This window comes from Nostoc sp. NMS7 (assembly GCF_017115085.1).
GTDB lineage: Bacteria > Cyanobacteriota > Cyanobacteriia > Cyanobacteriales > Nostocaceae > Nostoc.
In genome coordinates, this window is sequence record NZ_JABXKJ010000088.1 from 1 (window position 1) to 26,360 (window position 26,360).

Consider the following 26,360-nt stretch of genomic DNA (forward strand, 5'->3'; position numbering starts at 1 on the left):
AATTGCGTCAAGAGATTGCTTCAGTTCAAGAATGGATGTCTGCTGATACTGGTGACTGGGTTTGTCCGATTGATTTGGCTCCACTCGTTTGGAGTCAGTTAATCAACATTAGAGACAACATTGCCCCTGGTTTACGGAATCAATTAAAAGTTGATTACGAAGCAGGACTCGAAGATTATCAAGAGCGAATTGACCAGTTTCTCTCACTTAATACTTGGGAATTATCGCAGGATAAGCAAGAATCAGTCAAAGCTAACTTGCTAAGAGCATTTCCGACTCTGACCGACCTTGAAGACTATTTGCAAGTCGTTATTGGTCGTCCGGTGATCATACCCGCTTTGTCCGAACAACTCAATCAACAACAAGCCGAGTGTCTAGACCAGATTACCAAGTTCATTCAACAGTATGACCAAAATCTAGAGCAAAGGCTACGGGAATCTGCTCAAGCTGGCGGTGAACAACTGGCGGCGCAACTCCTTGAAGAATTGAGCGACTGGGAGCCAGGACGTAAGCCAGTCCAGTTCAAAAAGAAGATGGAGAAACATCTGATGAAAGTGCGGGTGTTACTGGCAAATGCCTCACCGGAAGCTGGCAGTAGTTTACAGCAGATGATGGAGCAAATGTATTCGATTGTCACCGACCCAGCGATTGAGTCGAAGAATCTTGGTAGTGATGGGCGTAGTCATTTGCAGCAAAAGATGGATGATATTCGCGCCAAACTGCTTGATGAACAACGCAATCTCCAACAGCTAGCGACTGGTGACGTGGGACTGTCAAAGGCTACCGTGATGTCGTTTAAGTTCCGGTAAAAAATAGACTTGAGTGATTCAATATCGCTCAAGTCTTTAAAATCACCAATACTTTTGATTAAAAGTGCGTTGTCATCATCTCAGTATTCACAGCGCACAATACTATTTCTTAAGGATAAACTATGTCACACTTTTCTCAAATTGCAGTCAAGTTTAAAGACCAATCATGTTTAATTGAAGCTCTCCAAAGACTGGGCTTTTATCCCCAAATTCATGATAAAGCAGTGAATTTGTACGGATATGAAGGGGACAAGCGAGAGCAAGTAGCTCATACCAATTCGCAATTCGCAATTCGCAATTCGCAATTATTAACCCATAACTAAAGTTAGGGGCTTGGATACTGGTACTACGTGTTTTGATTTTTACATAATTAAAATTAAGTGCCATGACCTTGAAGGATGAAGCAATTATTCAATTACGTCCGCAATTGCGAACTGCGAATTGCGAATTGCGAATTGTTCGGTCACAGTTCGTACCAAAATTGCAAGAGCAGTACATCAATTTATACATTCCAAAACTTGCTACGCAACTCGGAGGTGAAGTAGTTGCAACCGGGAGCAACGGCTCTGTCACTACTGTTCGGGTATTATTGCCGACTCAAACTATTAGGAGATAAGATGTCGCATTTTTCAACAGTCAAAACTAAACTTGCCAACCGTGATTGTTTGGTGCAAGCGTTACAAGATTTACAGCTATCACCGCAAGTCCACGAAACTCCACAGCCATTAAAAGGTTACTACGGCGATTCTCAAGGACAGAGTGCTGAAATTATCGTCAAGGGTCGCATTATACAAGCTCGTGCAGACATTGGATTTCGGTGGAATCAAGATAATGGGGTATACGAGATGATCCAAGACGATTACGAGGTCATCAAGCGACTGGGAGGAAAATTCTATTCCAATCAGCTAATGCCAGCTTATGGACGAAGAATGGTTTTAGCCAAGGCTGAAGAGTTACGAGAAAAATTTGGCTCTTGTTCCATAACCGAAACAAGTGTTGGTCAGGTGCAAACCCTAAGACTGACTTTCGCCGGACATCAAGAAGTTAAACAATTTGCACGGAGATAAATTAATGGAACGCTCAATACTTATACATTTTGACAAAGTTACGGGTGAAGTGAAGGTAGAAGCTTCGGGTTTTGAAGGGCTGTCTTGCCTGGAAGCGACTCAACCATTTGAAGAGGCGTTGGGGGTTGTAGAGGGCGAACGTGAATTTAAGCCCGAAGCCCAAACGCAACGCATGACCTCAACTCATCAAACACGACTACGACAGTAAGAAAAAGTTGGGGAATCAGTAAAGTTCCCCCAAAAAAATATCATGAACGAATTACCAAAAGAATACGCGATGGTTCATATTTATGCTGCGACGAAAACAAGAGAAGCAATCGTCATCAAAGGCAATACATCTATGCTTGTGTGTGCTTGTTAATGCTTTGATTTCGGCGATCGCGTTCAGTGATGGAACTGCGGAGATTTTTAACGGCGATGCCGAACTTCATGAGGTAGTCGTGAGACTTGTTAATACGCACGAAGAACTAGCGCCATTACCATATCAAAATTTACAACTATGAAATTATCAAACCTAATCAGCACACTCGACTCACAAATCCCAATCGCCGCAGTTGATGTTCTGTCACCTGATGAGGCAACTATCATTCAGTGGCTCACTGTTGAAGTTAAAGACCAACTCAACAGTCCGGTATTCTTCTGGAATTTAGGAGTATCCAGCCTGGAGCAATGTTTGATTGCTGAAGATGGTGGGCTGGTGTTCAAGCCAGTGCCAGAGTACAAGAAACCACCACACGCTGACCCACTGCTGTATGTATTCGACTACATCAATAACTTTGATGGTGCTGGGGTGTTTATTCTGGGAGACATACACCCATTTGTTGGCAAGAATTCACCGCAGTTATCCTGGGAAATCTTGACCAGAGTGAAAAACCTTTACCACCGGCTCAAACCCACAGAAAAACGGATCGTGCTGCTGGGTCAAAACATTGAACTACACGATTCTTTGGTAAGGCTCATCCCCTGGTGTGAAGTACCACTACCCACCGTAAATCAAATTCAAGACCACTTCGAGTCATATTTAGTTTTTCTTGAGGAATCAGCTAGTGAACAAGATGTTACATTTCGGGTGTCCCTGAATTACGAAGACAAAGAAACCTTTGCACGGGCAGCGCTGGGATTGACACTAGAAGAAGTCAGCGATTTTCTGAGGCTAACAGTCAAAGAGCGCTTGAGCCGAAATGGTATTTTGATTGATGCCACAATCACGCCTCTGATAGTCGAGTACAAAACCCGACTTCTGGCTCAAATGGGTATCGAATTGGGTAAACCAGCGACTATCCCATTTGGCGGATTAGATTTACTGCGCGAGTGGTTAACTCGGCGGCGGCGACTGTTCACCCAAGAAGCGCGATCGCTTCATCTGCCACAGCCCAAAGGTGTGCTGCTAGCTGGACCGCCCGGAGTTGGTAAAAGTTTACTTGCTAAAAACATTGCTACTATTCTCAACCTACCACTACTGCAACTAGATATTGCGTCTCTCCTTGGTTCTTTGGTTGGTGAATCTGAAGGAAATGTTAGACGTGCTTTGAAAACAGCCGAAGCGATCGCACCCTGCGTTTTATGGGTTGATGAAATAGAGAAAGCCTTGTCCGGTAGTGGCGATAGTTCAGGAGTTTCCCAGCGTATTCTGGGAAATCTGCTCACATTTATGAGTGAGTGTACGGCTGGCGTGTTTGTTGTAGCAACGTGTAACGACCCATCTGCACTGCCCAGTGAGTTGAAACGGAAGGGAAGATTTGATGAAAATTTCTTCGTTGATTTGCCCAGTGAACCAGAACGCTGCCAAATCCTGAAAATTCACCTGGAGCGTTTTGGTATTGCGGTCGAAGACGAATATCTGGAAGCGATCGCTGCAAACACCGTGAAGTTTTCAGGAGCGGAACTGGAAACTCTAGCAGCAGAAGCGGCACTACTGGCTTTTGACGAAGGACGACCGCAGCAGGTAACGCTTGCTGACCTCGAAACCTGTCGTCAAACCATTACCCCGCTTGCAATTCAGGATGCGGCGGCAGTCGAGCGTATGCAGGCTTGGGCATCGACCGCACGAGGGGCTAGTAGTCCTGTGGTTGCAGCGAAAACTCAATCCTTGCGTGCTGCTAAGTTTCGGAATATGAATTGATGGAAAGCGATTGTCCCCTGATTTATGGGGGCGATCGCCTGCTGCATAGAATTCAAGTGAGGTCAAAATGTTTGAAAATAGTCTGCATTGTGAGTTGTTTATTGTAGTTCAAAGTACTGAAGAGGAAGGTTACTACTTTCTTAACGATAATTTATTTTTACCTGATTTGGATGATGCCCAGCAATTTACAAAAGAAGAGGCAGACAGGCAAGCAGAGTACTGGAATTTATATTGGCAGCATTCGGGACACCCTGCTGAATTAACAATAGTCGATGTTTTTGTCGCTACTCCTGAACAGATAGAGCAGATATATCGAGAGAGGGAAAAACGCTGGCAATTAACAGTGGAAGAGTATAACAGCCAAAGCGACAATATTGATTAACATTCCTTCTCTATAGTCCCCCCTAGTTACCAGTTTGGCTTTGTTCCAGCCATTAAGAGAACACTACACCTTGCTTTGATGGGGCAATGCCCAGAAGTTAGTGAATTGACAGGGTAAGAAACATGGAAATCTATTTAGTTTTTGTTGACGCAATTCAGAACAGCAATAAATTCTGGGCGGCCATTGTCGAAGATGGTAATTTAACAGTGCAGTGGGGCAGAGTCGGTTATCAAGCGCAAACGAAAGTCCACACATTAGCCAATCATCAAAGAGCCGTCGCTAAATTTCATAATCTGGTAGCAGAAAAGAAAGGCAAAGGCTACAGCGAAAGTCAGCCACAGATGGATGGTGAGCGTAGTATTCCAGATATTAGACGAGCGATACAACTGCTGAATACTATACGTCCGGCTGTTGCTCTCCAGAATTTTGGTGATAGCTACATATCTGCTCTTAATGAATATCTGAAAATTGTTCCAACACCTTTAGGGATGCAAATTGACTACCACAGAGTTTACCGCACAGTAGCAGATATCGACTATCAGCGAGAGTTACTCAACTCACTGTTAACTACCTCTGCGCCACAAGTTGCTGCGGTGGCTGTTGCTACTCCACAAAGTACTGTAGAACCCAAGGTAGTCAGTCTCAAGACTATTAGTAAGAATTTCTGGCGACATTTGTAATTTTAAAGGCCCGGATGTAAGCTTTTGATAAAAATAGGAGCAAAAAGAATGTCTAATACAGTAATACTACATTACGATTATTCATGTGAAGAGGACGAAGAATTAAGTTGGTTGTGGATAGCAGAAATGAAAGAGCCAGGACTACCTGAACCTTATTGCTATTCCCTGCTTTTTAGCGCCGAAGGAACTCATGCAGCAGCGCTAATTAGAAATTTTCAGCCTTTATCTGGAGATGAAGCACAAGAGTATGCCAAGCAATTAGCTTTTGGCTAAATAAAAAATAGAAATTTAAAATCAAAAAAACGGTAGATTTTTAATTAACCTACCGTTTTTTATGTATGTTGAATGATCTACTTAAAAGTCAAGTGAGATTTTTCATTGCTTTCTTGTCTTGGTGAATTTGAATATTTATTTTTCCACAGGTGTTAATTTTAAAGGATACAATGGCTCCAAGCCATTTAATTGCCAAATTCTAAATACCAATACAGCAGCCACAGTTAACCATACACAAGAAAATGATAAAGTCATTCCTGCTAGAGGATTAGTTTGCCAATAAATTGCCGTCACCACTACAGCAGATAACCAAGGACCTAAAATAACTACAGGGACAGCAGCACCTAATCTCCGTTCTACAGTAAAAATCGTATTCCAAGTATCCCCTAAAGCCAGATGTACCACAAATAAAATTAAAGGTAGCACTAAAAATTGATGATTCATCTGCTGCCAAACTAATACAGAAGAAATTACCCGCAAAACGGCGATTATCATCCAAACTATGGGAAATACTAAAGGTGGAGGAGACCATCTTGGTCTGATTACCTGATCATAAGTCTGACGAGAACGAGTATTATCTAAAAGAGAAAAAATTCGGGAACGGATACTTAATATAGCAAAAAATAATCCAGTAAATAAAGTGCTAAACCAAGTGGGAAAAGAATAATTATTATCAATCATAATTACTAATTTTCCCATGACCAGCAACACAAGAATCATGACTACGATTTGTAGAATAGTCCCTAGTGTATAAACTAAAACTGCTCTGATATCTAGTTCTTGTCTCGTAGCTATTGATGTATTTGGATACCGTTGTTGATTACCAGTTTTTACTCCCATGACTGTATTGACAAACTTTTCAAGTATTCCTGGATTATTGGATTCATTCATAATTAAGAGATTGTGCGTAGTTTGTAATTATTAGTAATCAGTTATTATCTGATAGTCTAACACTTACAAATAATGTTTTTTCAAAGCGTAAATAAAAATAAATGGCGGCGAAAAAGGTGAATTCACGAGAGACTGTTAGGCTTACCAAGTGGCTGCTTTCCCTGAAAGGGTTGTCGTAGGCGATCGCTACTCATTCCACTTCAGCAACGCCCCATCCACACAAGCAATACCCCACTGTGGAAACTTCGCCAGCAGTTTCTTGATCGCGATCACCACCGCCGGATCATCATTCCAGCACGAGAGCAAAAAGTCAAAGCCCGGATTCTGAAGAGAATTCGCCGCAACGCGTGAGTTTCTGCATACGCTCCGGTCGCATATTTGACAAAAGCTACAATCGCCTCATGCGATCATTTATCAGCATTTGACACGGGCGCGGCGGAATTTTCACCCTCATCAACTGCTTTGATTTCTACACTCGAAACCGAATTTTCAGTCATCAACTCAGCAGACGGGCGACTCGATTCTATTTTCTGATCTGCAATCGCTGAAGTTGAAGATTTTTCAATTTGGGCAGGCGACGCGGCGGAACAAGTGCCTTCAAAACAGTCTCTCGCTTCCTCACGGTTGCTCCCTAATCCTATGGGGGCAATAATCACTCTTTTTTTTAGTAATTGACAGCAACCAATTAACATAGTTAATAAGGCGAAGAAAATGACAACAGACTTAGTTACTTATTACGGACAAACAGACTTAATTAACCAACTGGTTGATAACTACGGCGCACATTTAGAGAAGTTAGACAGAGAAACAAAACTGTTATTACGGGTAACTTTCTTAATTTACGTCTCGTTACTTGACAGGTTAGCTAGGTTTTGGCGTAAAATTGCAAGTGATTGCTCAAAGAATTGACCATCTGGCAAAGCTGCACAATTAATTAGAGTGACAGCAAGTGTCATACTGTCTAATTTTTCTGGTGCTTCGGTTTCTAGATAGCGCTGCAAGATAGTTAACTCATCAGCGACAAAACCAGGGTCAAGGCGCTCATCACTGTTAGACTCATATACAAGGTGCGATCGCATCAATGCACCTTGATCATTATCTGGACTTACCAAGCGTAATGCAACAATAATCTCCTCACCTGTTTTCACAGACGGAATCAGCAATACCCTGGTTGAGGCATCGAACAAATCTCCTGATTGTACTAGAGAGCCATTCACAAAAATTTTGACATCTTTTGCCCACCAAGTTAACCCCAGGCGTAATGCTAAATCAGTCAAAGGATAGCCATGCAAATCTTCAGGGATAATAAATTGTTGAGCAAGCCATAACACTTGACCACCAGCAGGTATGGTAATGTGTCCTTTGACATTGAGTTGAGCGATCGGCCAGTTCAAAATTTGTGTAGAGATGCTGATATTGGCATCGGGAGTATCTGAGGAGCAATACCGCCAACTGATTTGAACATTGAGCCGAGCCATTTGGTTCAATCTTTCAATAGCTTCAGAAATTAGGCTACTATCCATTTGGAAAATAAATAATTTTTATTGAGCGATGAGTTCTTTTAAAGCTAACTCTACACCTTTTTGAAATGCTACATGCAAGCGACGTGTTTTTGAATCCATCTGGCATTTTTGGTAGTACTGCAACAACTTTTCTGCCCAAGATTTTTTCTCAGGAACTTTACCTTGTTGAAAAAAATTTAGGATTGTGGGAGAATAACCCATTCCTTGAGATAATTTTAATAAATGATTTTCTTGAAGACGATAAGCCGAAATTAAGTGAGTCAATTTCAGAGATGTAAACAGACCTATACCCAAACCAATGTCACAGGAAGTCAGCGCCAAGCCGTTATCTCAGATTTAACCTGTGCTGCCTCTGGCTTTTTCCCTCCTTACAAGCAGCGACAAATACAGCCTCTGGTGACTTGACCCCAATCCTTGCTCGGAGTGGTTCTTTGAGATATGTGATGGAAAGCGACAAGCCGAAGCAGAGCGCACCCCATCTACGCAAACGATATTCCACTGCGGAAACTTCGCCTGCAACTTCTTAATTGCGATCACCAGCGCCGGATCATCATTCCAACATTCCAGTAAGAAGTCAAACCCCGGATTCTGCCCCGAATTCCCTGCAACGCGTGAGTTTCTGCATCCGCTCCGGTCGCATATTTGACAAAAGCAACAATCGCCTCACTCGACCATTTTTCAGCACTGGGGACAGGCGCGGCTCAGAAATTATACTTTCATAATGGCACTGAGTCCAAACGAATCAATTGCATTATCGATTTAAGTAGCGATGCCTTTAAAATATAAAATGACAGTGATGGAAATCTAATAATCGCTCTATGAATCAGGAATCGCCTCAATTGATCAACCATATTGTTTCAAATTTGCGGTCAATTGAGGGAATTACAGCCATCTCATTGGGCGGTTCACGGGCACGGGGCAACCACACCAACTTCTCAGATGTGGATTTGGGAATTTATTATAATTCAGAAAAACCGCCCGATTTAATTGCTCTAAATCGCCTCGCCTCTGAGCTTGATGATAAAGGTCGTGTCAATTTGATTACTGCGATTGGTGGATGGGGGAAGTGGATTAACGGCGGCGGTTGGCTACAAGTTCAAGGTATAGGTGTAGATTTTCTCTATCGTGATTTGGCGAAGGTCAATCGTGTGATTAATGATTGTCATGCTGGACAAATTACTATTGATTATCAACCAGGGCATCCTCATGGTTTTGTATCCTCGATTTATATGGGCGAAATTGCTATTTGTCAGGTGCTTTACGACCCTAATGGTGTTTTAGAAGCTTTGAAGCTCAAAACAAAGCCTTATCCAGTTAGGCTCAAACACGCAACTATTGACACTTTCGCCTGGGAAATCAGTTTCTCGCTGGTGGTTGCAAAAAAAGCGATTGCGCGCGATGATGTTGTTTACGCAGCAGGTTGTTGTTTCCGCAGTGTGGCGTGTATGAATCAGGTTTTATTCGCCCTCAATGAAGATTACCTGTTGAATGAAAAGGGAGCGGTGGCAATCGCAAGTACATTTGCTATTTGCCCTACTGACTATCAACAACGGGTTGAGCAAGCGTTTGCACTTTTAGTTGCTTCTTCAAAATCGATAACTCAAGCGATCACTATTCTTGAGGCGATTGAGGATGACTTGAGTCAATGGTATGGAAATCGGCGATTATCAATGTAATTTTATGGCGATTGAGTTATTCAAATTCAGTTGACCGAAGTTTTGCATAGGCGTGCCCGTCGTAGACATCGCTACTTGTCCCCACATCAACACGAAGCACGCTAAATGCTAAATTTTATTGGGAGCATCCAGTTTTGGAAGATTTATCATTTATGGGAAAATGTAAAGGGAAATAACCCTGTGCGATCGCTGACAATGAACCAAGAGAAACAAGAACGGATCAAAGCCTGCTTACAAGAATTGTCAAAACTGCTGTATGAAGAAGCAGACAAAAGTAAGCTGACAGACCTCAAAGGCATAGAAAAAACAGTTCGCAGTCAAGTAAGCTGTTCCACATTTAACTTGCTATAACAGCATTACCTTTGTTTTTGACTTTGCGATGCCATTTAATAATTAATTCGCCTTGATTTAGCAAGCGGTCTAATAAATTTTTTAATTGCTCAACTGACTGGAACAATCTATGAGCAATATATTCCTTAGCTGAGTGCCACACTAACTCGATTAGATTATAATCAGGACTATAGGGAGGTAGAAAATACAGTTGAATATTTGGTAAGTTTTTTTCAATCTCAACTAAGATTATTTTCTTTTTATGATAGCTAGCATTATCTAAAATAATCATGATTTTTGGCCCTTTTTTAGTAAAATCTTCCGAGGCGTTACCCTGCTCTACCCATTCTTGTTTTATCTGTTCATATAATTGTTGTAATTGCTGATAAAAAATATCACCGTTTCCTTTCTCTACAAAAAAACACATTCTTTTGTGGTCATGAAATCTTACTGCTCCCATTATATTTACTTTGCCACTGCTACGTTGTCCTGTAACTTTTTTCCTTTGACCTTTTTGGCTCCAATTTTTTCGTCGAATTACTCTTAAGCTGAAACCTGACTCATCCCAAAACCAGACCTGAAGCTTTGCTGGTTCTGACTTTGAAACTTCTAGATATCCTTCTAATTTTTGCTTAAATGCTGCTCTTTTAGATAGATCCTGCTTATCTTCTAAGCTATACTTAGCCCAGAGGTAAACGTACTTTTTTTTAAGTAATATCCTCCTGATTTGTTCTCCACTTAACTTAATTCCTGTTTTTTCTCCCAAGTAAGTCGCTAATCTTGCTGCTGTCCATCTCCCAAATTCATATCCTAACTCTGTTGGTAGTTTTTCAATTGTTTCCATTAACAATTGAACGTACTCATCCGTAGTTTTCAAGTTGTTTCCATTAGCACGTTTATCTTTGAGACTTTCTATATTATCTGGGTCTCCATGCACACACCAATATACTACTGTCCTCAGTCCGCATCCGAGAAACTCACTAATTTCTATGTAAGTCTTTCCATCGTTCATCAGCAGCAACATTAATGCTCTTTCTCTGACCAACGCACAATCACTTTCTCTCACTGCTTTTTGTAAGTTTTCTCTCTGTTCCGCTTTCAGGAATCTTTTTACTGGCATGATGCACACACGCTTGGTTTATCTTGTTGCTATTTTATGCGACTTAAATGTGGAACAGCTTATTAGAACTAGTCAGCCCAGAAATAGCCCTTTTTTTATCGAACAAAAAACTGGAACAAAAGTAGGTAAAACCAGGAAAATTAAAAGCATAGTAGGGGAATTGACTCTTAAAGCCAAACAGCTACAAAGACTAGGTTTAAAAGCAAGAAGTAGGTTAAGTCCATTACTTCAAAAGTGTTGTTTGAGGCTATCAGCCAATGAATCATATCAAAAAGCAGAAATCGAGATTGAGGCATTAACAGGAGTGAAAGTTGGTCACTCAACGCAACAAAAACTAGTGCTGTCACAAGATTTTCAACTACCCGTAGCATTACAATCAGTTTCAGAAGTAAGCGTAGATGGAGGAAAAGTTCGACTTAGAGGTAAGCCGAAAGCAGGCTGTCATTGGCGAGACTATAAAACGGTTCGTCTGCAAGGGATTTACTATGGTGCGTTTTTTGATGACAACCAATCATTAATTGATTATGTCAATAGCCAGCGTCTAGTTAACCCGTTAGTCTGCTTAGGAGATGGTCATGATGGTGTATGGAATCTCGTCAAAGAGTTTGGTAAAAGTGAGAATTTTGAGTGTTGGGAAATTTTAGATTGGTATCATCTCAAGGAAAATCAATACATCGGTGGGTGGTTCTTTAAAGCGACTCAAAACAGCTGAAACTCTTTTATGGCAGGGTCAAATTCAAGAAGCTAAAGCTTTATTTCATAATTGTCGAGGCAAACAAGCTAAGTTTACTTGCTATTTGAGTGTTTCTGCCAAAAGTGGATGCTCCCATTTTATTTAGCCACCCAGCAGGAGTTTTCTTTTTCTTATGTGGTTCTGGTCTGCCGATTCAGTAGAACAAGAATTATTTGATTTGTACGCTCCAGCCCTGCGATCGCTCGGTGTAAATTTCAGTGACGAGCAACTCCAAGACACTCTAGAAGCATCCAACTATGGTTTAGAAGATGCTTTCAGGAGCGCAATTGTTTATATGCTTTGGCTCGAAGAAAACCTGAAGCCGATCTACCCGACTGCGATAGTAATCGCTGAAAAAGCGGGAGTCTCCCACACATCGGATACCGTCGCATCATCTCTTGTAATTCCACTGCCTCACCTTGGGGCGTGTACACAGTTTCGCCAGACAGCGCAATCACAATCACAATCCTTTGCCGCCTTGCCCATTCAAAGTGAGCGAACACCTACGGTGGACGCTTGCGCCATCACAGTAGACTTGGCCTGTTGTGCCTCCGGTTTCCTCCCTTCCTTGCAAGCTGCCACAAACACGGCTTCCGTTGACTTGATTCCCTTCCAAGTGCGTAACGCTTCTTTGAGATAGGCGATCGCACAGTTTTAGGATGAGCCAGTGGCAAAAATAACCTTATTTCTTTAGTTCGGTTCCACTCTCAAATAAAATTGTGTAGCCACAAACTTAGTATCTCTCTTGGTTGGATTTACGTTTTCTACTACCTCAGTTTTACCTACAGCAATCAAACCTTTACCAAAAATTTCGTTTGTTGCTGCGTCAAGTTGCTTTTGTGTTGCACCCGTTTGACTCAAATCGATTGACGAGACTTGAGAAATCTTCGGCTTATTTAGAACCAGATTATCTGTGGAGAAGCAAGGAGTTGTGATGCAACGAATGCCATTGTCTTTTAGTGCCACAAAAGTACCTTTTGCTGGGGTATTTGTCGCCGCATAGAAGGCTTCTTTTACTCTCAAATTCCCAAACTCACCGAATCCAGAAAATGTTACTGGAACGATGTTACCTCTGAGAATCACACGGCTACCATCATCATTTTGAATTTTTATTAGTTCGTAAGGCGAGACTTTCAGGGAACTCCAATCAATTGCAGACACATAGCATTCGGAGCGAAAAACACCATCTAAGCAAGGAGTAGCTTTCAAGTTGACTTGTTTGATAAAATATCCACCGCATATTGGAGAAGCACATTTGCGAAAATCTCTTCGCACCATGTAATATCCCCACTGTGGAAACTCTTGGTTTTCGACAGTGGCGGCAACAGAATCAGTAGTGTTTGGAGGAGAAATGTTTTGAGCAGATACTTTGGAGAAAAATCCGTTGCTAATAACTAAAGCACTTAATAGAGAAATGATTGAGTATTTGTAGTTAAGCGATATTTTGTTCATGGGAGGTTTAAATTTTGTTTAAGGGTTCAATACTTTTGTTAGAATAAGAGTTGAAAAAATTACTGCCAAATACAAAAAAATTATACCACTACAATCTATGTAGATTTTTTAGCGAATTGTTACAATTTTCAGAATGATTGAAGAAGAATTCAGCTATTGTGAATACATCCGTCAGAATGCAACCAGTGGGGATTCAGAACTGCTACTAAAGGCCATCAGACAGAATTTTCTTCGCAGAGATAAAAGTACTGTGCCCCAAAGCAGAAGTCAGAGGGAACCATAAGGATCAGCCGTCCAGCACTCCTCCTACAATTGCGACATTTCCTCAATTCAATTGCAGGAAGTATGTCCACTCTTAAAAGAAGCGTTTCACTAAATAAGCCGCATATTCCATACCATAAGGTACGCTCACCCCAGCAGTCATTTCATTAGCAAAGTAGGTGTTTTGATTACCTTGCAACATTTCTAATCGTTGATAAATACCATCCTTGAGGTCTTCGGCTGAAAAATGAGAGAACCACTTCCAAATTAAGGGTTGCCCCATAAGTGTCACTTGAGTACCTCCGAGCTTTTTGACACAATCGGCTACGTTGCTTTCCAACTCTTCAACAGTTGTCGTTTCATCCATGAATGGATAAAAATTGTAGATTTTACTGCCTGGATCAACCTCGTAGATAGCTAATGGATAACTAATTGGTAAAGGCTGACTTAAAGTATTTCTGATAACGTAGAAAATGTTTGCAGGTAAACCCTCTACTTTACAGGTAATAACTGTTCTTTTAATGGTACGTACCCTAGAAAAAATATCTGCTTCTTCAGGAGAGGCATCAGCTACGCCAAGAAAGTCATCTACAGGAGCAGTCCAAATTAAACGCTCAAATTCCCACTGATTTGAGGCAGTTTTAACCAGAATTGTTTGACCACGAGAAACACGTTCAATAGTTTGTCCTAGACACAAGTTATGAGTTGCTGCTAAACGATTCCATAATTCTTGATTCCCTTCTTGCAATTGAGGCATATTCAGAATCAATTTTTTCAGGAAATTGCAACGGTTCAATAATGCCAGTAGCCGAATCACATAAGCAGTAGAAGCTTCTTGTTCCAAATGTCCAAATTGTGCCGCATTCGCAATCGGCATTAAAGCATCTCGAATAAAATTTAAACCCTGTTTGTTAAACCACTGAGGCGAGGATTCATTCATACCCCGGTAAGCAGGATTGATATAGCCTGGATCTGAATACCGAGTATACTTGTCTAATTCTTGGAAAAATTTCCTTAACTGCCAAAGTCGGCCCAATAAAGAATGTTTGGACTCTACTAAAAACGGGCTAGTAACTTTGCCAGTAGCTAAGTCAAATACTTGCACCCGTGGCATCACATGAAGCGATGGAGAAATCCCATACCTTTTTCTGTATTTTTTGTACAGGGGGCTAGGTAAGATCCAAACAGTTCCACCCTCGTAAATACCACGGGCTTGAGGACTTGCGTCTGCGTACCTAATTGAATATGTTTTACCACCTACGCGGTTTTTGGCATCAATGATGGTGATATTTTTATATCCAAGATCACGTAATTCTTCGGCAGCCGTTAAACCAGTACATCCAGCACCAACGATACCAATACGGATTGAAGGTTCATAGGTTAAACGATTAATTCGCATGAAACTGTAGTGAGAATTTCAGTCCCATTTAATTGTACTAACTCTATGTTCATGTTAGTCGCACCCAAAGGCGATAGGCGTTCGCTGTCTTTGTCTCCATTGGCACAGCCTCCCGCTCTTAAGGAAAAGGCTTAAGCGAGAGCTTATCGTCCCAGGTACATTTTCCCAATAGGCATGGCGTGATGAATACCTGGAACTGCCAATGTTAGAGTCACCGGGGCAAAGGTGGTGGAATGGCGCAGCTTCTAAGTGGGGGTATGATGTACGCAATCGCATCGTTACTGATATGTTTTACAACAATGGACACTTTTCAAACAACCTTTTAGAAGGTTGTTAAGACTGATAAATAAACCGAGTTTGATTAGCCTCTTAGAGATAAGCACTTTACATGAGTAGAGTATCAGAAGTATATTTTGTATTTTTTAAGATTATGTATTTACGTATTTGAGTCAAATGATTTTAGATAAGCAATCTTCTGCTTCCTTCCTTAACAAATGACAACGAGTCATTGCAGTAATATTGGACAATCCCTGTTGAACAAAGTCTTGGCTAATCACTTGACGATCAAGCATCAACTTAAGCAACAAACTTAATGAGTAATGTTTGATACGTTCCATTGCAGCTAATCTTGCTAACTCAGGATTAATTATTAAAAGAATGAATTCACACTTTTGAGCTAAGGCAAATGCATAACCTTCATCCTGGCATAGAGTTGTATAACTTCGACAGTACTGAATTGCAAAAGTTGCCATTTCTGGTTCAAGTGATTGAATTTGTAAACCTAGCTTCAGTAATTTTTGTCCGTCGTAATCTTTTAATTCACGCTCATAAAGAAAATCAGTGACATTGACTTCAATAGGTAAGTTGAACAGTGGCTCAAGAAACCCTACTCGCTGTAGCGTTATCAATATTGAAGGGTTTGATATCAACAATCGCATCACATTCTAGTTAAAACAATAAGTGTTTTCAAGAAATAAAATTTCACATATTAAACTCTTAATTTTACAAAAGAAGACATTTTTATAACAACTATTTTAGTAACATAGACGTAAAGTTACTTAGGCTGATCAGAATTTGGAACAGATTCTTTTTGAGCAGAATCCATTCTGGCTGTCAAATCACACACTGATAGACCTAACAGTTCTGCTGCTTTTGCTTCAGAAATAGCATTTTCTGCTAAAGCCCTAAAACAAAGCCGTTCAAAGCGGTGTGCTTCTTCTTTAGGAACTGGAAATGGTTCATAGGGAGGAGTCCGCCACCCTCTTCGCCCAAATTCAGCAAATAAACTTTGAAAAGTTGAATTATCAATAATTTCTAAATCTTTACATCGGTAAGTTAATGCTTGCATACTAACTCCTAGCAATTGCTTTAACTGAGCAAGCTCTGCAATTGTTAAGCGACTACGATGCTTTCCAATTTCAATCCATAAAATTGAAGCTGGCATGAGAAATGCACTTGCAACTCGATGAGCTACTTTCTCTACATCAAGGTTAGGGGAAGTAATGAGTAACATATGCCCAAGTTCATGCATCAATGTGAAGCGTTGTCGTTCACCATTATCGTCTGCATTAATGACAATTACTGGCACTTGGTTACGGTTACGGCGTTTTACCCAGCAGGTTAATCCTGAAACATTGTTGTTTAGGGATAGAGACAAAATTTTAATACCTTGAGATTCAAGAAACTCAGCCAAATTAAGAATCGGGTCAGTCCCTAATTGCCAATAAATACGCAGACGTTCAGCCACAAACTCGGCATCCCTAAGTGAATTTACATGGAACGGAGCTTCGGGAGGTGGGGCCCATTCTGTATTTGGGGTATAAATAATCTCTTCAATTTCTAAATATCGTTCAACGCGGCTTAGAACAGCCCCTACAACATGAGTCTCCTCTCTCTTACTGGTAATTTTTTTCTTCCTAAATTCTAAACCTTCGAGTTCTAGATCACTTTGCCCCAGTAAATATATCTCAGAAACTCCTAGTGCTTTAGCAAAAGCTATTAGTGTTGTCGAGTTCGGCATCATCTCGTCCCGTTCGTACTTTCCGATTGCCTGGGCAGAAACTAAGTTTCCAATTTTTGATTCTAGTTCTCGTAATGACAAGCCACTTCCTTGCCTTGCTAGCTTTAATCTTTTGCCAATCATAATTTATCCGTAATTATACCAGTTTACAAATAAAGGGTTTATAAATTAGTTTGTAAACACGTTTCAATAAAGAGGTCAACATGATTAAGGTAGATGATGAACAGCAATTTGTTGATGAGATCATTGATCTAGAGGAATTTGCCAAATCAGGAAAAGTACCACCTACAAGATGCCGTGGTTACAGAATCAGGATTGGTAAGCAATTCTATACTGTAACCCGTTCAACGATGACAGGGCGTGAACTGCTAGAATTAGCACAGAAAACCCCAGTAGAGCGGTTCCGTATTGACCAGAACTTTCGAGGTGGGCAAACGAAGCGAGTTGGGCTAGAAGAGACGGTCAACCTTGCTACGCCAGGTGTAGAGCGCTTCCAAACACTACCGCTTGACCAGACCGAAGGGTATACTGCTCGTCGTCAATTTCGCCTTCCTGAAGTGGATGAAGAATATCTTAATGCTTCTGGTTTACTGTGGGAAACAGTTCTTGAGTCTAGTAAGCGACGTGTCATTGTCTATAATTTTCCTGTACCTGATGGATATAACGTTAGTACAGTTGACTTAAATCTTCAGATTGATACAGGGTATCCCGATACCCAGCTTGATATGGTGTATTTCCATCCTCCTTTGATGTTAGGTAATGGAAGAGCGATCGCAGCAATCCGCGATGACAGTTTTGATGGCAAAGCTTGGCAACGTTGGTCAAGACACCGTACATCTGCTAATCCCTGGATGGCAGGAGAAGACTATATTGGTACACATTTAGGGTTGGTTGAACACTGGCTGGAATGTGAACAACTTAAGGTGAATAAGTAATGAAATATTCTCTAAGTATGACTGACCAACAGCAGGCAGAAATTAAAGCACACGTTCTGCCTGCTGATGGTAAAGAAGCAGTAGCGATCGCTCTTTGTGGTCGTCGTGCTGGAGCGACAAGCCATCGTCTGATTGTCAACAAAATTATCCCTGTTCCTTACGAAGCTTGTTCAATTCGAGAAGCTAATCGCGTTTCTTGGTCAACCGATCTATTGATTCCGTTGCTAGGGGAAGCTTCAAGACGAAGAATGGCAATTGTTAAAATTCATGGGCATCCCCAGAATTACCCTTGGCACTCTGAAGTTGATGATGAATCTGACCGTGAACTATTTCCTTCTATCTATGGCTGGATGGAAGATGATTATCCCCATGCCAGTGCAATTATGCTGCCCAATGAGCAGATTATTGGACGCATTGTATCTCCAGAAGGAATGTTTGAATCGCTGAACGTTGTGAAAGTGGTCGGGGAAGATTTGAAATTTTATTATGCTAATGCAGATTTACAAAATGTACCGGAATTTGCTAAACGAACAGCACAAACCTTTGGTGAAGACACGTTTGCCAAGCTTAAACGTCTAAAAGTTGGTATTGTTGGTTGCTCTGGGACGGGGAGTTGGGTTATCGAGCAACTTGGACGCTATGGTGTAGGTGCATTAGTGTTGGTTGACCCTGATTATGTTGAGGAAAAGAATTTAAACCGTATTCCTGCTTGGATAACTGATGCCCAAACAAAAATGCTGAAAGTAAAGATGGCACGACGCAATCTAGAATTGATGGGTTTAGGAACTCAAGTTGAAATTTTTCCTACGAGCTTATTCAATTCTGAAGTAGTGCGATCGCTTGCAGATTGTGACGTTGTTTTTGGTTGTGTAGACACGATTGATGGTCGTTGGCTATTAAATCGTCTAGCAACATTTTACTCGCTACCTTACTTTGATTTGGGTGTGAAGTTAGAGGCTGATGGGAAAGGTGGTATTGATCAATCCTGTGGCGGTATCCAATATCTTCAGCCAGGACAAAGCCTTTGGAGCCGAGGTATGTTTACTTTAGAGCAAGTTCGAGCAGCTGGATTAAAACGAATTAATCCGCAGGAGTATGAGCAGCTACGTCGTGATAAATATATTGCTGGATTGCCACCAGATGAACGACCTGCTGTTATTAGTGTCAACATGAATATTGCGTCATTTGCTGTACTAGAATTTTTAGCAAGATTACATCCTTACCGAGAAGAACCTAATTCACAATATAGTTCTTTGATGTTCAGTTTTAGTCAAATGCAACTATACACTGAGCCAATGACGACTCCTTGTCCAACTTTAGTAAAACACGTAGGACGGGGTGATGTAATTCCTCTACTGGATAATCCTGAGCTAAGTAACACAGAAGCAATTTTCGTATGAAATGGTTTTATTATACCTGTCGAGTGCTGAAGCTATGGTTGTTAAGACAACCACTGCCACTACGAACAGTGTGGGTAATGGATTTACCTGATGAACTGCATTCTAGATGTGTTTATATTGGTGGTGAAGGTGAGTATCTTTGGTATGCTGCAATGTGCTGCCCTTGTAACTGTGGTGCAACGTTACACATGAGCTTAATGCCAGAAGGTTCACCAAAGTGGCACTTAACAGAAAACGTAGATGGTACAGTTAGTTTACATCCTTCCGTTTGGCGTATAGTAGATTGTCGTAGTCACTTTTTTTTGAAAAAAGGTTTAATACATTGGTGTTCTAAGAATTAACGCGAGATTTAAATAGCAAAAAATATTGAGCTATATCACAATACGGTTGAGTTAAGGCTAAAACTCTTTGTGAAAATTAATTTTTTTTAACGAACCGCAGAGGCGCAGAGAACACAGAGAGAAGGAAGAAATGCTTAACTGAACTGTATTGAGCTATATCATATATTTTCAGTTATGAACAAAGTTCGTACAAAAGGCACTAAATTCGGTCAATGTAATATTTGTAATAATTACTGTAAACTGACAGATGATCACATACCACCAAAGGGTAGTGTTAATATTCAAAAAGTAGGGATCAGAAGTATTACTCAAATTATAGATACAGTAAATCCAGGCATCTGTAGGGTATCCCAAAACGGTGTAAAGTTTCGGAGTCTATGTGAAAAATGCAATAACCTGCGACTTGGAAAACAATTTGACCCTTCATTAAATGATTTTAGCCGTAAAGTTGCCCGGATTATTCGGCTTCGTAGTCGCTATATTTTTCCACAGAACATTGACGTTGAAATACGACCGCAGCGTGTTGCACGTTCTATTATTGGTCATTTGCTTGCTGCGGAAATTCGTGATGATATGGCTGATTCACCACGCAAAGCACCGATGGTTGATGCAATGAGACAATATTTTTTAGATGAAATGCTAGATTTGCCAAACGATCTTAGGCTGTACTTTTGGCCATACCCAGCAAACCGCCAAGTTATCTTAAGAGGAATCGGGTTAGTTTCAGGTAAACACATTGTTATAGGAGACTTTTTGAAATATTTTCCTTTTGCGTTTTGGTTGGCTTATCAGCCTCCAAAAAATATTGTAGATGTTATGAAAGATCGTGAAATTTTGATTCGTGGATATAGCATAGATATGCAAAGTACAGTATCTATTGCAACTCGGAAGCAAGATACCTTTCGTGTAAATTGGCCAGAAACACCAGATGATACAGAAATAATACTACTTAATGATGGAATGTGCTTTATTGCTGATCCAATCTAACACCTTGACATAAGAAATATTTACTTAATTCACTAATTGTAGTGGCTTCCCAATTTTTTACAAATAATCTATAAATTCCCAAGATTCCAGTTGAGCCTTCCGCACCCTCCAATTCGGCATGATACATGAGAGAGCTTGCCAAAAACCATCACCATGATTGCGGTGCAGCAAGTGGACAATCTCATGTGCCACCACGTACTCCAAGACTGAAAAAGGCGCATCAACTAACTGCCAGTTGATACGGAATTACCCCATCTTTAGAGCAGGTTCCCCAAACTCGCTTTTGTTCTGAAAGTTTGACAGGTGGTAACTGAACACCTAGCTTACGGGCATAAACTTTGGTGAAGTACTGAATATCCTGCCAAGCGCGATCGCGTTTCCAATGAGTTAGTGCTTGCTCAATAGCATCTTCTCTTTCATCCCCAGCCAACTGATACGGTACTTGAATCAAAAAGCGACTTCTGCAAGCGATAATCACTTGTTCTACATCGGCTGACTCTATCTGCAACATTAGACGGCGACCTCGGTACATTACTTTTGTCCCACTCAGGTAATGCTGAGGGAGTTTCGATGAATGCTGCGAGCGACAATCTTCAACTGCATTGAATAGCCATCGGCGTTTGCTGTTGAGGAAAACTATAATTTTTTAGAACTGTCCTGCTTGTTTATTAGTTTTAAAGCTTAATCCAAGCATACACACGAGTAATCACCGAAAATTTGTACAAATCTATGTAGCTGCTTATTATTGTATTTTAACAAGTTTGCTTTGAACCCTTTGCAATACTTGTAGAATTTCCTTTGCAACTTCTTCTACAAGAATCTGTCGAGTTTATTTTCTCGTACTGCCGAGTCAGATTACCAATTACTTGAACATTAGTTAAAGATAACGTTATTTCCAATAATTCTACTTTGTATTCTACGCTTAATGATACTGGGTACTTACCTTTTATTCTGCTTTGTACAAGGAATTTGAGATTAGGGGTAAGTACATTGATATCAAAAGTTACTCTCTCGCCGTTTTGAGAAATTGGCAAAAAAGAATATTCATCTCTGCTGTCACACCACTGTCTACTTACATAAGTGTATGTTCCTCTATGATGATCGAGAAAAGCATACTTGAAATGTCTTTCCCATAAGTCAGATTTAGTATTGTTATAATCCTGTTGAAATTCTTCAGGTAGCCCTTGCTGGTTATTTGGCCAATTGGCAGTATGATCTATAACAAAGACTGTATCTAATTGAATAACTCCCTGAGCAGCGGCATCTCCGTTACAGAAGAACAAATATGAGCCTCCTGTAATGTATGGGCTATTTTTAGGCTTTCTTCTTAACTGTGTAGCATGACAATATGAATAGAGCCACTTTTGTGAAAATACAAATGGATCTTCATTTCCACCCGGACTATCCACCCAAACCTGGCCTTTCCAATCAGTTACTTGGGTATTAATTAAAGCTTGTCCATAAACTTCAGTTTTTTGTCTTGCATAATCAGGGTGGAAAATTAAGTAATGTAATGGTTCCATAAATAACTCAGGGTTTAAGCATAACTAAGTATTAACTTACATTTTCGGGATAAATCTTCAGTAATGCCACTGGTGATTAATTTGGTTTTCAATCAACCAACACCCCATCAACACAAGCGATACCCCACTGGGGAAACTTTGCCAATAGTTTTTTGATCACAATCGGCAAGGCAGGATCATCACTCCAGCACTCCTGCAAGAAGTCGAACTCAGGATTTTCTTTAAAAATTTCTGCCATCTTTATCTTTAGTTTCTGTATTCACCAGGATCTAGCTTTTGACCGAGCAGCGATGTCTACGACGGGTTACGCCTACGCAATACTCGACCATTTTCACGATTTGGGACAGATGGAGTGGAATTGTTACCTTTATTTAATGAGCAATTTTTGCCCTAGCATTAGCAGCAATTTTACGGTGGCTTTTAGATAAGAGTATTTACTAAAAGACGTGTTTTCCCTGAAGCCTTACTTGAGTTAAGTAAAATATATTTTATTTAAGTGCGGTTATATGATTGGCTGCAAATTAAATCAGGTAAGACATAATGGTATCTGCTACTCAAGAGTATAAGCTGAAATTTATTACTACCGAACCAATTTACTTTCCTGGACAAAAAGCAGAGCAAAAGATATGGGATGCTGTACGTTCTGCATTTAATGACCGTGAAAACTGTTTATGCTTTTGGACATACCCTATCTTTATTAAAGATAAACAATTATGCTATGAGCCAGATATATTAATTGTTGACCAGGAATTTGGTGTAATTGTTATAGAAGTTAAAAACATTAAAATAAACCAAATCACACATATAAAAGGTTATGACTGGTTTACCAAAAATTTTTATAAATCTCCCATAAATGCCTATAAACAAGCTGAGAGCCAACTTCAACACTTAGTTAATTATTGTAACAAGCATTCATTACTTGAAGGAAAAGTAAGGGCAAGAGCTTTAGTGGCTTTACCTTCGATTACTGAAAAAGAATGGATAGGACAAGAATTTAATAAACAGATATCCTGTCCTCCTATTCTTTTTCAAGAGCATTTAAGCAAAACTAATTTAGTCCAAAGAATTATACAAAATGCAGGTCAAGTTCAACCAGGAAGACCTTTAACAGATAAAGAGTGGAACTTAAGTAAGTCGGTGAAAAAAATTCAATGTATATGAAGAAATATAAATTAGCTGTAGGGTGTGTTATGCCGTAGGCTAACTTCCTTGAGATTGTTGACGATGGGGCGCTTGGCGACAACACACCCTACATTAAAATTCTTTAACATAGCTGGAAATATTAGCACCGACTTACTTACTACAAAAAATTGTTTGTAGCCCCATAGCTCCTATTCGCCCAGATGGTACAGATAAACCAATAAAACTTAATCCAAAATTACCGCGTCGTCAGGTAATTGAAAAATTACAACAATGGGTAGGTTCAACAGATATTGAGCAAATTCACATCGGAATGTCAATTCCTCCTGGCCCTCAACGTATTCGAGGAATTGCTGGCTCTGGTAAAACTGTATTGCTATGTCAAAAGGCAGCTTGGATGCATTGGTATCATCCAGATTGGGATATCGCTCTAGTATTTTTTACTCGTAGTCTCTACGACCAAGCAGTTAACTTAATAAATGAATGGCTGAAATTTTTCTCCAATGGTGAAATTGAATACGAGCCTGAGAAATCAAAGCTAAAAATACTACACGCTTGGGGAGAAGACAATCAACCAGGCTTATACTCGACTATTCATGATACGCAGAATATCAGTCTAATTCATGATCAGCGTGTGAAAGGTAATCCTCCTGAAAAGTTAGCATACCTGTGCAAAAGGGTGTTGAGTGAATACCACATTCAACCAATATTCGATGCTATTTTAATTGACGAAGGACAAGACTTAGCCTTAGATGAACAACAGTTAAAGTTTGAAGATAAGCAATCAATTTACTGGCTGGCATGGCAAGCTCTTAGACCTGTTGCACCGGATACTCTAGATGTCAGACGTTTAATTTGGGCATACGATGAAGCGCAGAGTCTTGATGCTTTGAGTGTTCCAACCTCTAAGGAAGTATTAGGTGCAGAATTAAGCCAAATACTCGGAGGAAAAGGAGGAGCTTGGTATGAAGGAGGTATCCGCAAAGCTTATGCAATGCGCCATTGTTACCGCACACCTGGAAATATTCTGACTGCTGCTCATGCAATTGGTATGGGATGGTTACGTCCAGAAGGAATGCTAACAGGAATTACAAATAAAAAAGATTGGGAACATATAGGCTATGAAATTGATGGTGACTTCCGTAAAATAGGTGAGCCAATTACTATTAGCAGACCTTTGAAAAATTCTCCTAATCCAGTACATCATTTTTGGTCAGGAGATTTATTAGAATTTAATATTTATGATTCTTGCGAAGCTGAACTTGATGCACTCAGAAAAAAAATTCATCAAAACATTTATTGTGATGGATTAAAACCTAGCCGTGATATTTTGGTAATTGTGTTGGGTTCTCAGGAAGAAAGTATTAATCTTCAAAAAAGGGCAGCCCAGACTTTACAAAAGTATGGTGTTGACTTTTATATTCCTAGTGCGCTCAACAGCAATCAATTTCCAGAGCAAGTGGATCTACAAGACAAGCGACCAAACCAGTTTTGGAAAGAAGAAGCTGTTACAGTATCGCGTATTTATCGAGCTAAGGGTAATGAAGCTTATATGGTACACCTAATAGGCTTTAACAATATTGCAAAAAATGAAAGCAGCATAAGCCTTCGTAACCAGCTATTTGTTGCACTTACCAGATCCAAGGCTTGGGTAAGCTTGAGTGGTGTAGGCGAATATCCAATGTGCGAAGAGATGCGACAAGCAGTAAAAAATGGTAACACTTTCACTTTCAATTATAAAAAACCTCTTGGACGAGTTATAGGCGAGGAAATATTGACATAGTATTCATTGAAGGTCTTGTCGCTCTCCTAGCTAATCCTCCCAATTCACCAGCACCCCATCAACACAAGCAATTCCCCACTGCGGAAACTTCGCTAGCACCTTTTTAATCACAATCTGCAAAGCCGGATCATCACTCCAGCACTCCTGCAAAAAGTCAAAGCCCGGATTCTGCCCCGAATTCGCCGCAACTTTGAGTTTTTGCATACGCTCCGGTCGCACATTTGACCTCGCTACAATCGCCTCATGCGACCATTTTTCAGCGCTGGTGACAGGCGCGGCGGAACCTTCTCTACGAGACGTTGCACGAACACCCTCATCAATGGCTTTGGCTTCTACACCTGGAACCGAGTTAACTTTGTTGAGCTTTTCCTTTCTACCGTTCTGCCAACCAAAACTAATATCTGCAAATGTAGCTGGACACTATACCTTATTCAAGAATAATTAATGATAATTAGAATTTAATTTTCGCTCTCATCACAAATATGTTTGTCGCTCTCAATAAGCTTATTACTGTTTTTGAGATAGTCTCTCACTTGAGCGCAACCTTTCTTTAACCAGCCATCTAAATCTAAAATTTGTGTTTCTATTTTGTCAAGGTTCCAGAATCTAATAGTTGTGTCATAGCTAGTCGAAGCGAGTGTTTTTCCATCAAAGCTAAAATCTAGACTCCAAACCCAATCGTTGTGTCCTTTAAAAGTACGTAGTAAGTCCCCATCTTTGTTCCACAGTTTGACGGTTTTATCAAAACTGGCAGAAGCAATTTGCTCACCATTAGGGCTAAATTTTACACTAATAATTCTTTCTTGATGACCTTTCAAGGTTTTGTAGGTATTGAGAGTCCTGTTTGGCGACTGGCATAAAGCCTCATCCAATTTCCAAAATTTTACAGTTTTGTCGTCACTGGCAGTAGCGATCATTTTGCCATCTGGACTAAAGTCAATACCATTAACTTCATCTTGGTGTCCCTCTAGAGTGGCACACAATGTCCCATCCAATTTCCAAATTTTAGCGGTCTTGTCGTCACTGGCAGTAGCGATCATTTTGCCATCTGGACTAAAACTGGCATCCACTACCCGATCACGATGACCCAGATTGCCCTGTTTATCCCCAAGAGTCCCAACGTTCTCGCCATCCGATTTCCATAGTTTGGCAGTTTTATCAGCACTAGCAGTCACAATCATCTTGCCGTCGGGACTGTAACTTGCAGAGAAAACCTCACCAGCGTGTCCTTTGAGAGTTTTAATCTTCTTACCTTCAATGTTCCATAATTGAGTTGTCTGATCAGCACTAGCAATAGCAAGCATTTTGCCATCCGGACTGAAACTCACTCCATTAACGTAAGGTTTATTTCCATCAGCTTTATCAGAGACAGGACTTACGCAACTGGCACAGTGCGATCGCTAGCTAGTAGTACATACGTATTCAATTAGCGAGAATGTGTTTGATTGGCCTTGCTCAAATTAGTAACAATAATCAATGATGTATCTTGTTGTTCAAAATTTTATGAGAAAAT

Annotated in this window: 33 protein-coding genes and 3 pseudogenes; 20 read left to right on the top strand and 16 right to left on the bottom strand. The window is 40.4% G+C overall.

Annotated elements, in window-relative coordinates:
- The 10 genes from HWQ38_RS09100 to HWQ38_RS09145 form a co-directional block, all read left to right on the top strand.
- On the top strand, positions 1-809 hold an 809-nt coding region (locus tag HWQ38_RS09100; RefSeq protein WP_292792458.1), incomplete at its 5' end, for a hypothetical protein.
- Between the two features lie 122 nt (positions 810-931).
- Complete coding sequence (locus HWQ38_RS09105) at positions 932-1,132, top strand: hypothetical protein (RefSeq protein WP_292792460.1); 201 nt, start codon at positions 932-934, stop codon at positions 1,130-1,132.
- Between the two features lie 62 nt (positions 1,133-1,194).
- Positions 1,195-1,425 carry a hypothetical protein gene (locus tag HWQ38_RS09110; protein ID WP_292792462.1) on the top strand — a complete coding sequence of 77 codons (231 nt, stop codon included), beginning with the start codon at positions 1,195-1,197 and terminating at the stop codon, positions 1,423-1,425.
- A 1-nt stretch (position 1,426) separates the two neighbouring features.
- The gene (locus tag HWQ38_RS09115) at positions 1,427-1,876 is read left to right on the top strand and encodes a DUF1257 domain-containing protein (RefSeq protein WP_292792463.1); all 450 of its coding nucleotides are present in this window, start codon (positions 1,427-1,429) and stop codon (positions 1,874-1,876) included.
- A 4-nt stretch (positions 1,877-1,880) separates the two neighbouring features.
- A complete protein-coding gene (locus HWQ38_RS09120; RefSeq protein WP_292792465.1) occupies positions 1,881-2,084 on the top strand; it encodes a DUF2997 domain-containing protein in 204 nt (67 codons plus the stop codon).
- An 82-nt stretch (positions 2,085-2,166) separates the two neighbouring features.
- Positions 2,167-2,379 (top strand): hypothetical protein, encoded by a 213-nt coding sequence (locus HWQ38_RS09125; RefSeq protein WP_292792467.1) that lies wholly within the window; start codon positions 2,167-2,169, stop codon positions 2,377-2,379.
- Complete coding sequence (locus HWQ38_RS09130) at positions 2,376-3,998, top strand: AAA family ATPase (protein ID WP_292792469.1); 1,623 nt, start codon at positions 2,376-2,378, stop codon at positions 3,996-3,998. Before HWQ38_RS09125 ends, HWQ38_RS09130 begins: the two co-directional genes overlap by 4 nt.
- Before the next feature lie 67 nt (positions 3,999-4,065).
- Complete coding sequence (locus HWQ38_RS09135) at positions 4,066-4,380, top strand: hypothetical protein (RefSeq protein WP_292792471.1); 315 nt, start codon at positions 4,066-4,068, stop codon at positions 4,378-4,380.
- Between the two features lie 122 nt (positions 4,381-4,502).
- Positions 4,503-5,060: a WGR domain-containing protein gene (locus HWQ38_RS09140; protein ID WP_292792473.1), complete on the top strand. Its 558-nt coding sequence runs from the start codon at positions 4,503-4,505 to the stop codon at positions 5,058-5,060.
- A gap of 48 nt (positions 5,061-5,108) precedes the next feature.
- Positions 5,109-5,333, top strand: a complete 225-nt coding sequence (locus HWQ38_RS09145; protein WP_292792475.1) for a hypothetical protein — start codon at positions 5,109-5,111, stop codon at positions 5,331-5,333.
- Between the two features lie 135 nt (positions 5,334-5,468).
- Here HWQ38_RS09145 and HWQ38_RS09150 read toward each other — a convergent pair whose 3' ends face one another.
- The 4 genes from HWQ38_RS09150 to HWQ38_RS09165 all read right to left on the bottom strand — a co-directional run bounded on the left by HWQ38_RS09150 (position 5,469) and on the right by HWQ38_RS09165 (position 8,068).
- On the bottom strand, positions 5,469-6,224 hold the full coding sequence (locus HWQ38_RS09150) for a TspO/MBR family protein (protein WP_292792476.1): 756 nt from the start codon (positions 6,222-6,224) through the stop codon (positions 5,469-5,471).
- Positions 6,225-6,631: 407 nt separating this feature from the next.
- Positions 6,632-6,880 carry a hypothetical protein gene (locus tag HWQ38_RS09155; protein WP_292792478.1) on the bottom strand — a complete coding sequence of 83 codons (249 nt, stop codon included), beginning with the start codon at positions 6,878-6,880 and terminating at the stop codon, positions 6,632-6,634.
- A 183-nt stretch (positions 6,881-7,063) separates the two neighbouring features.
- Positions 7,064-7,747 carry a hypothetical protein gene (locus HWQ38_RS09160; protein ID WP_292792480.1) on the bottom strand — a complete coding sequence of 228 codons (684 nt, stop codon included), beginning with the start codon at positions 7,745-7,747 and terminating at the stop codon, positions 7,064-7,066.
- 18 nt (positions 7,748-7,765) lie between these two features.
- The gene (locus tag HWQ38_RS09165; protein WP_292792481.1) at positions 7,766-8,068 is read right to left on the bottom strand and encodes a hypothetical protein; all 303 of its coding nucleotides are present in this window, start codon (positions 8,066-8,068) and stop codon (positions 7,766-7,768) included.
- A gap of 497 nt (positions 8,069-8,565) precedes the next feature.
- Here HWQ38_RS09165 and HWQ38_RS09170 point away from each other — a divergent pair, with 497 nt between their 5' ends.
- Together HWQ38_RS09170 and HWQ38_RS09175 are read left to right on the top strand one after the other, a co-directional pair.
- Positions 8,566-9,423, top strand: coding sequence for a nucleotidyltransferase domain-containing protein (locus HWQ38_RS09170; RefSeq protein WP_292792483.1), 858 nt, complete (start codon positions 8,566-8,568; stop codon positions 9,421-9,423).
- Between the two features lie 195 nt (positions 9,424-9,618).
- Positions 9,619-9,747, top strand: a pseudogene (locus tag HWQ38_RS09175) (ISKra4 family transposase); the annotation flags it as partial.
- Positions 9,748-9,760: 13 nt separating this feature from the next.
- On the opposite strand, the gene HWQ38_RS09180 reads toward HWQ38_RS09175, so the two are convergent.
- Positions 9,761-10,873, bottom strand: a complete 1,113-nt coding sequence (locus HWQ38_RS09180; protein ID WP_292792484.1) for an IS630 family transposase — start codon at positions 10,871-10,873, stop codon at positions 9,761-9,763.
- A gap of 91 nt (positions 10,874-10,964) precedes the next feature.
- On the opposite strand from HWQ38_RS09180, the pseudogene HWQ38_RS09185 reads away from it, so the two are divergent.
- Together HWQ38_RS09185 and HWQ38_RS09190 are read left to right on the top strand one after the other, a co-directional pair.
- Positions 10,965-11,673: pseudogene (locus tag HWQ38_RS09185) on the top strand (ISKra4 family transposase); the annotation flags it as partial.
- A gap of 66 nt (positions 11,674-11,739) precedes the next feature.
- Positions 11,740-12,246 carry a hypothetical protein gene (locus HWQ38_RS09190; protein WP_292792486.1) on the top strand — a complete coding sequence of 169 codons (507 nt, stop codon included), beginning with the start codon at positions 11,740-11,742 and terminating at the stop codon, positions 12,244-12,246.
- A 50-nt stretch (positions 12,247-12,296) separates the two neighbouring features.
- On the opposite strand, the gene HWQ38_RS09195 is transcribed toward HWQ38_RS09190, so the two are convergent.
- From HWQ38_RS09195 to HWQ38_RS09210, 4 genes are all read right to left on the bottom strand, one after another.
- Entirely contained in the window at positions 12,297-13,058 is a 762-nt protein-coding gene (locus tag HWQ38_RS09195; RefSeq protein ID WP_292792488.1) for a DUF6748 domain-containing protein, read from the bottom strand.
- A gap of 355 nt (positions 13,059-13,413) precedes the next feature.
- Complete coding sequence (locus HWQ38_RS09200; RefSeq protein WP_292792490.1) at positions 13,414-14,718, bottom strand: NAD(P)/FAD-dependent oxidoreductase; 1,305 nt, start codon at positions 14,716-14,718, stop codon at positions 13,414-13,416.
- 449 nt (positions 14,719-15,167) lie between these two features.
- Entirely contained in the window at positions 15,168-15,656 is a 489-nt protein-coding gene (locus HWQ38_RS09205; protein WP_292792492.1) for a hypothetical protein, read from the bottom strand.
- Positions 15,657-15,772: 116 nt separating this feature from the next.
- The gene (locus HWQ38_RS09210; RefSeq protein ID WP_292792494.1) at positions 15,773-16,861 is read right to left on the bottom strand and encodes an ImmA/IrrE family metallo-endopeptidase; all 1,089 of its coding nucleotides are present in this window, start codon (positions 16,859-16,861) and stop codon (positions 15,773-15,775) included.
- An 80-nt stretch (positions 16,862-16,941) separates the two neighbouring features.
- Between HWQ38_RS09210 and HWQ38_RS09215 the strand changes: the two genes are divergently transcribed.
- The 4 genes from HWQ38_RS09215 to HWQ38_RS09230 all read left to right on the top strand — a co-directional run bounded on the left by HWQ38_RS09215 (position 16,942) and on the right by HWQ38_RS09230 (position 20,401).
- Entirely contained in the window at positions 16,942-17,673 is a 732-nt protein-coding gene (locus HWQ38_RS09215; RefSeq protein ID WP_292792496.1) for a multiubiquitin domain-containing protein, read from the top strand.
- Positions 17,673-19,073, top strand: a complete 1,401-nt coding sequence (locus HWQ38_RS09220; protein WP_292792498.1) for a ThiF family adenylyltransferase — start codon at positions 17,673-17,675, stop codon at positions 19,071-19,073. Before HWQ38_RS09215 ends, HWQ38_RS09220 begins: the two co-directional genes overlap by 1 nt.
- Complete coding sequence (locus tag HWQ38_RS09225) at positions 19,070-19,414, top strand: DUF6527 family protein (RefSeq protein ID WP_292792500.1); 345 nt, start codon at positions 19,070-19,072, stop codon at positions 19,412-19,414. Before HWQ38_RS09220 ends, HWQ38_RS09225 begins: the two co-directional genes overlap by 4 nt.
- A 174-nt stretch (positions 19,415-19,588) precedes the next feature.
- A complete protein-coding gene (locus HWQ38_RS09230; RefSeq protein ID WP_292792502.1) occupies positions 19,589-20,401 on the top strand; it encodes a hypothetical protein in 813 nt (270 codons plus the stop codon).
- Between the two features lie 57 nt (positions 20,402-20,458).
- On the opposite strand, the gene HWQ38_RS09235 is transcribed toward HWQ38_RS09230, so the two are convergent.
- From HWQ38_RS09235 to HWQ38_RS09250, 4 genes are all read right to left on the bottom strand, one after another.
- Complete coding sequence (locus HWQ38_RS09235; RefSeq protein ID WP_292792504.1) at positions 20,459-20,593, bottom strand: M48 family metallopeptidase; 135 nt, start codon at positions 20,591-20,593, stop codon at positions 20,459-20,461.
- 28 nt (positions 20,594-20,621) lie between these two features.
- The gene (locus HWQ38_RS09240; RefSeq protein ID WP_366933262.1) at positions 20,622-21,044 is read right to left on the bottom strand and encodes a YgjP-like metallopeptidase domain-containing protein; all 423 of its coding nucleotides are present in this window, start codon (positions 21,042-21,044) and stop codon (positions 20,622-20,624) included.
- A 109-nt stretch (positions 21,045-21,153) separates the two neighbouring features.
- Positions 21,154-21,924: a hypothetical protein gene (locus HWQ38_RS09245; RefSeq protein WP_292792506.1), complete on the bottom strand. Its 771-nt coding sequence runs from the start codon at positions 21,922-21,924 to the stop codon at positions 21,154-21,156.
- A gap of 88 nt (positions 21,925-22,012) precedes the next feature.
- Positions 22,013-22,162 carry a hypothetical protein gene (locus HWQ38_RS09250; protein ID WP_292792508.1) on the bottom strand — a complete coding sequence of 50 codons (150 nt, stop codon included), beginning with the start codon at positions 22,160-22,162 and terminating at the stop codon, positions 22,013-22,015.
- 302 nt (positions 22,163-22,464) lie between these two features.
- Here HWQ38_RS09250 and HWQ38_RS09255 point away from each other — a divergent pair, with 302 nt between their 5' ends.
- Together HWQ38_RS09255 and HWQ38_RS09260 are read left to right on the top strand one after the other, a co-directional pair.
- Positions 22,465-23,085, top strand: a complete 621-nt coding sequence (locus HWQ38_RS09255) for a nuclease-related domain-containing protein (protein WP_292792510.1) — start codon at positions 22,465-22,467, stop codon at positions 23,083-23,085.
- A gap of 292 nt (positions 23,086-23,377) precedes the next feature.
- A complete protein-coding gene (locus tag HWQ38_RS09260) occupies positions 23,378-24,847 on the top strand; it encodes an ATP-binding domain-containing protein (RefSeq protein WP_292792512.1) in 1,470 nt (489 codons plus the stop codon).
- Positions 24,848-24,877: 30 nt separating this feature from the next.
- Here HWQ38_RS09260 and HWQ38_RS09265 read toward each other — a convergent pair whose 3' ends face one another.
- From HWQ38_RS09265 to HWQ38_RS09275, 3 genes and pseudogenes are all read right to left on the bottom strand, one after another.
- Positions 24,878-25,066 (bottom strand): hypothetical protein, encoded by a 189-nt coding sequence (locus HWQ38_RS09265; protein WP_292792514.1) that lies wholly within the window; start codon positions 25,064-25,066, stop codon positions 24,878-24,880.
- 239 nt (positions 25,067-25,305) lie between these two features.
- Entirely contained in the window at positions 25,306-26,022 is a 717-nt protein-coding gene (locus tag HWQ38_RS09270) for a WD40 repeat domain-containing protein (protein ID WP_292792518.1), read from the bottom strand.
- A pseudogene (locus tag HWQ38_RS09275) lies at positions 25,999-26,187 on the bottom strand (hypothetical protein); the annotation flags it as partial. The gene HWQ38_RS09270 and the pseudogene HWQ38_RS09275, both read right to left, overlap by 24 nt.
- Positions 26,188-26,360: the final 173 nt, after the last annotated feature.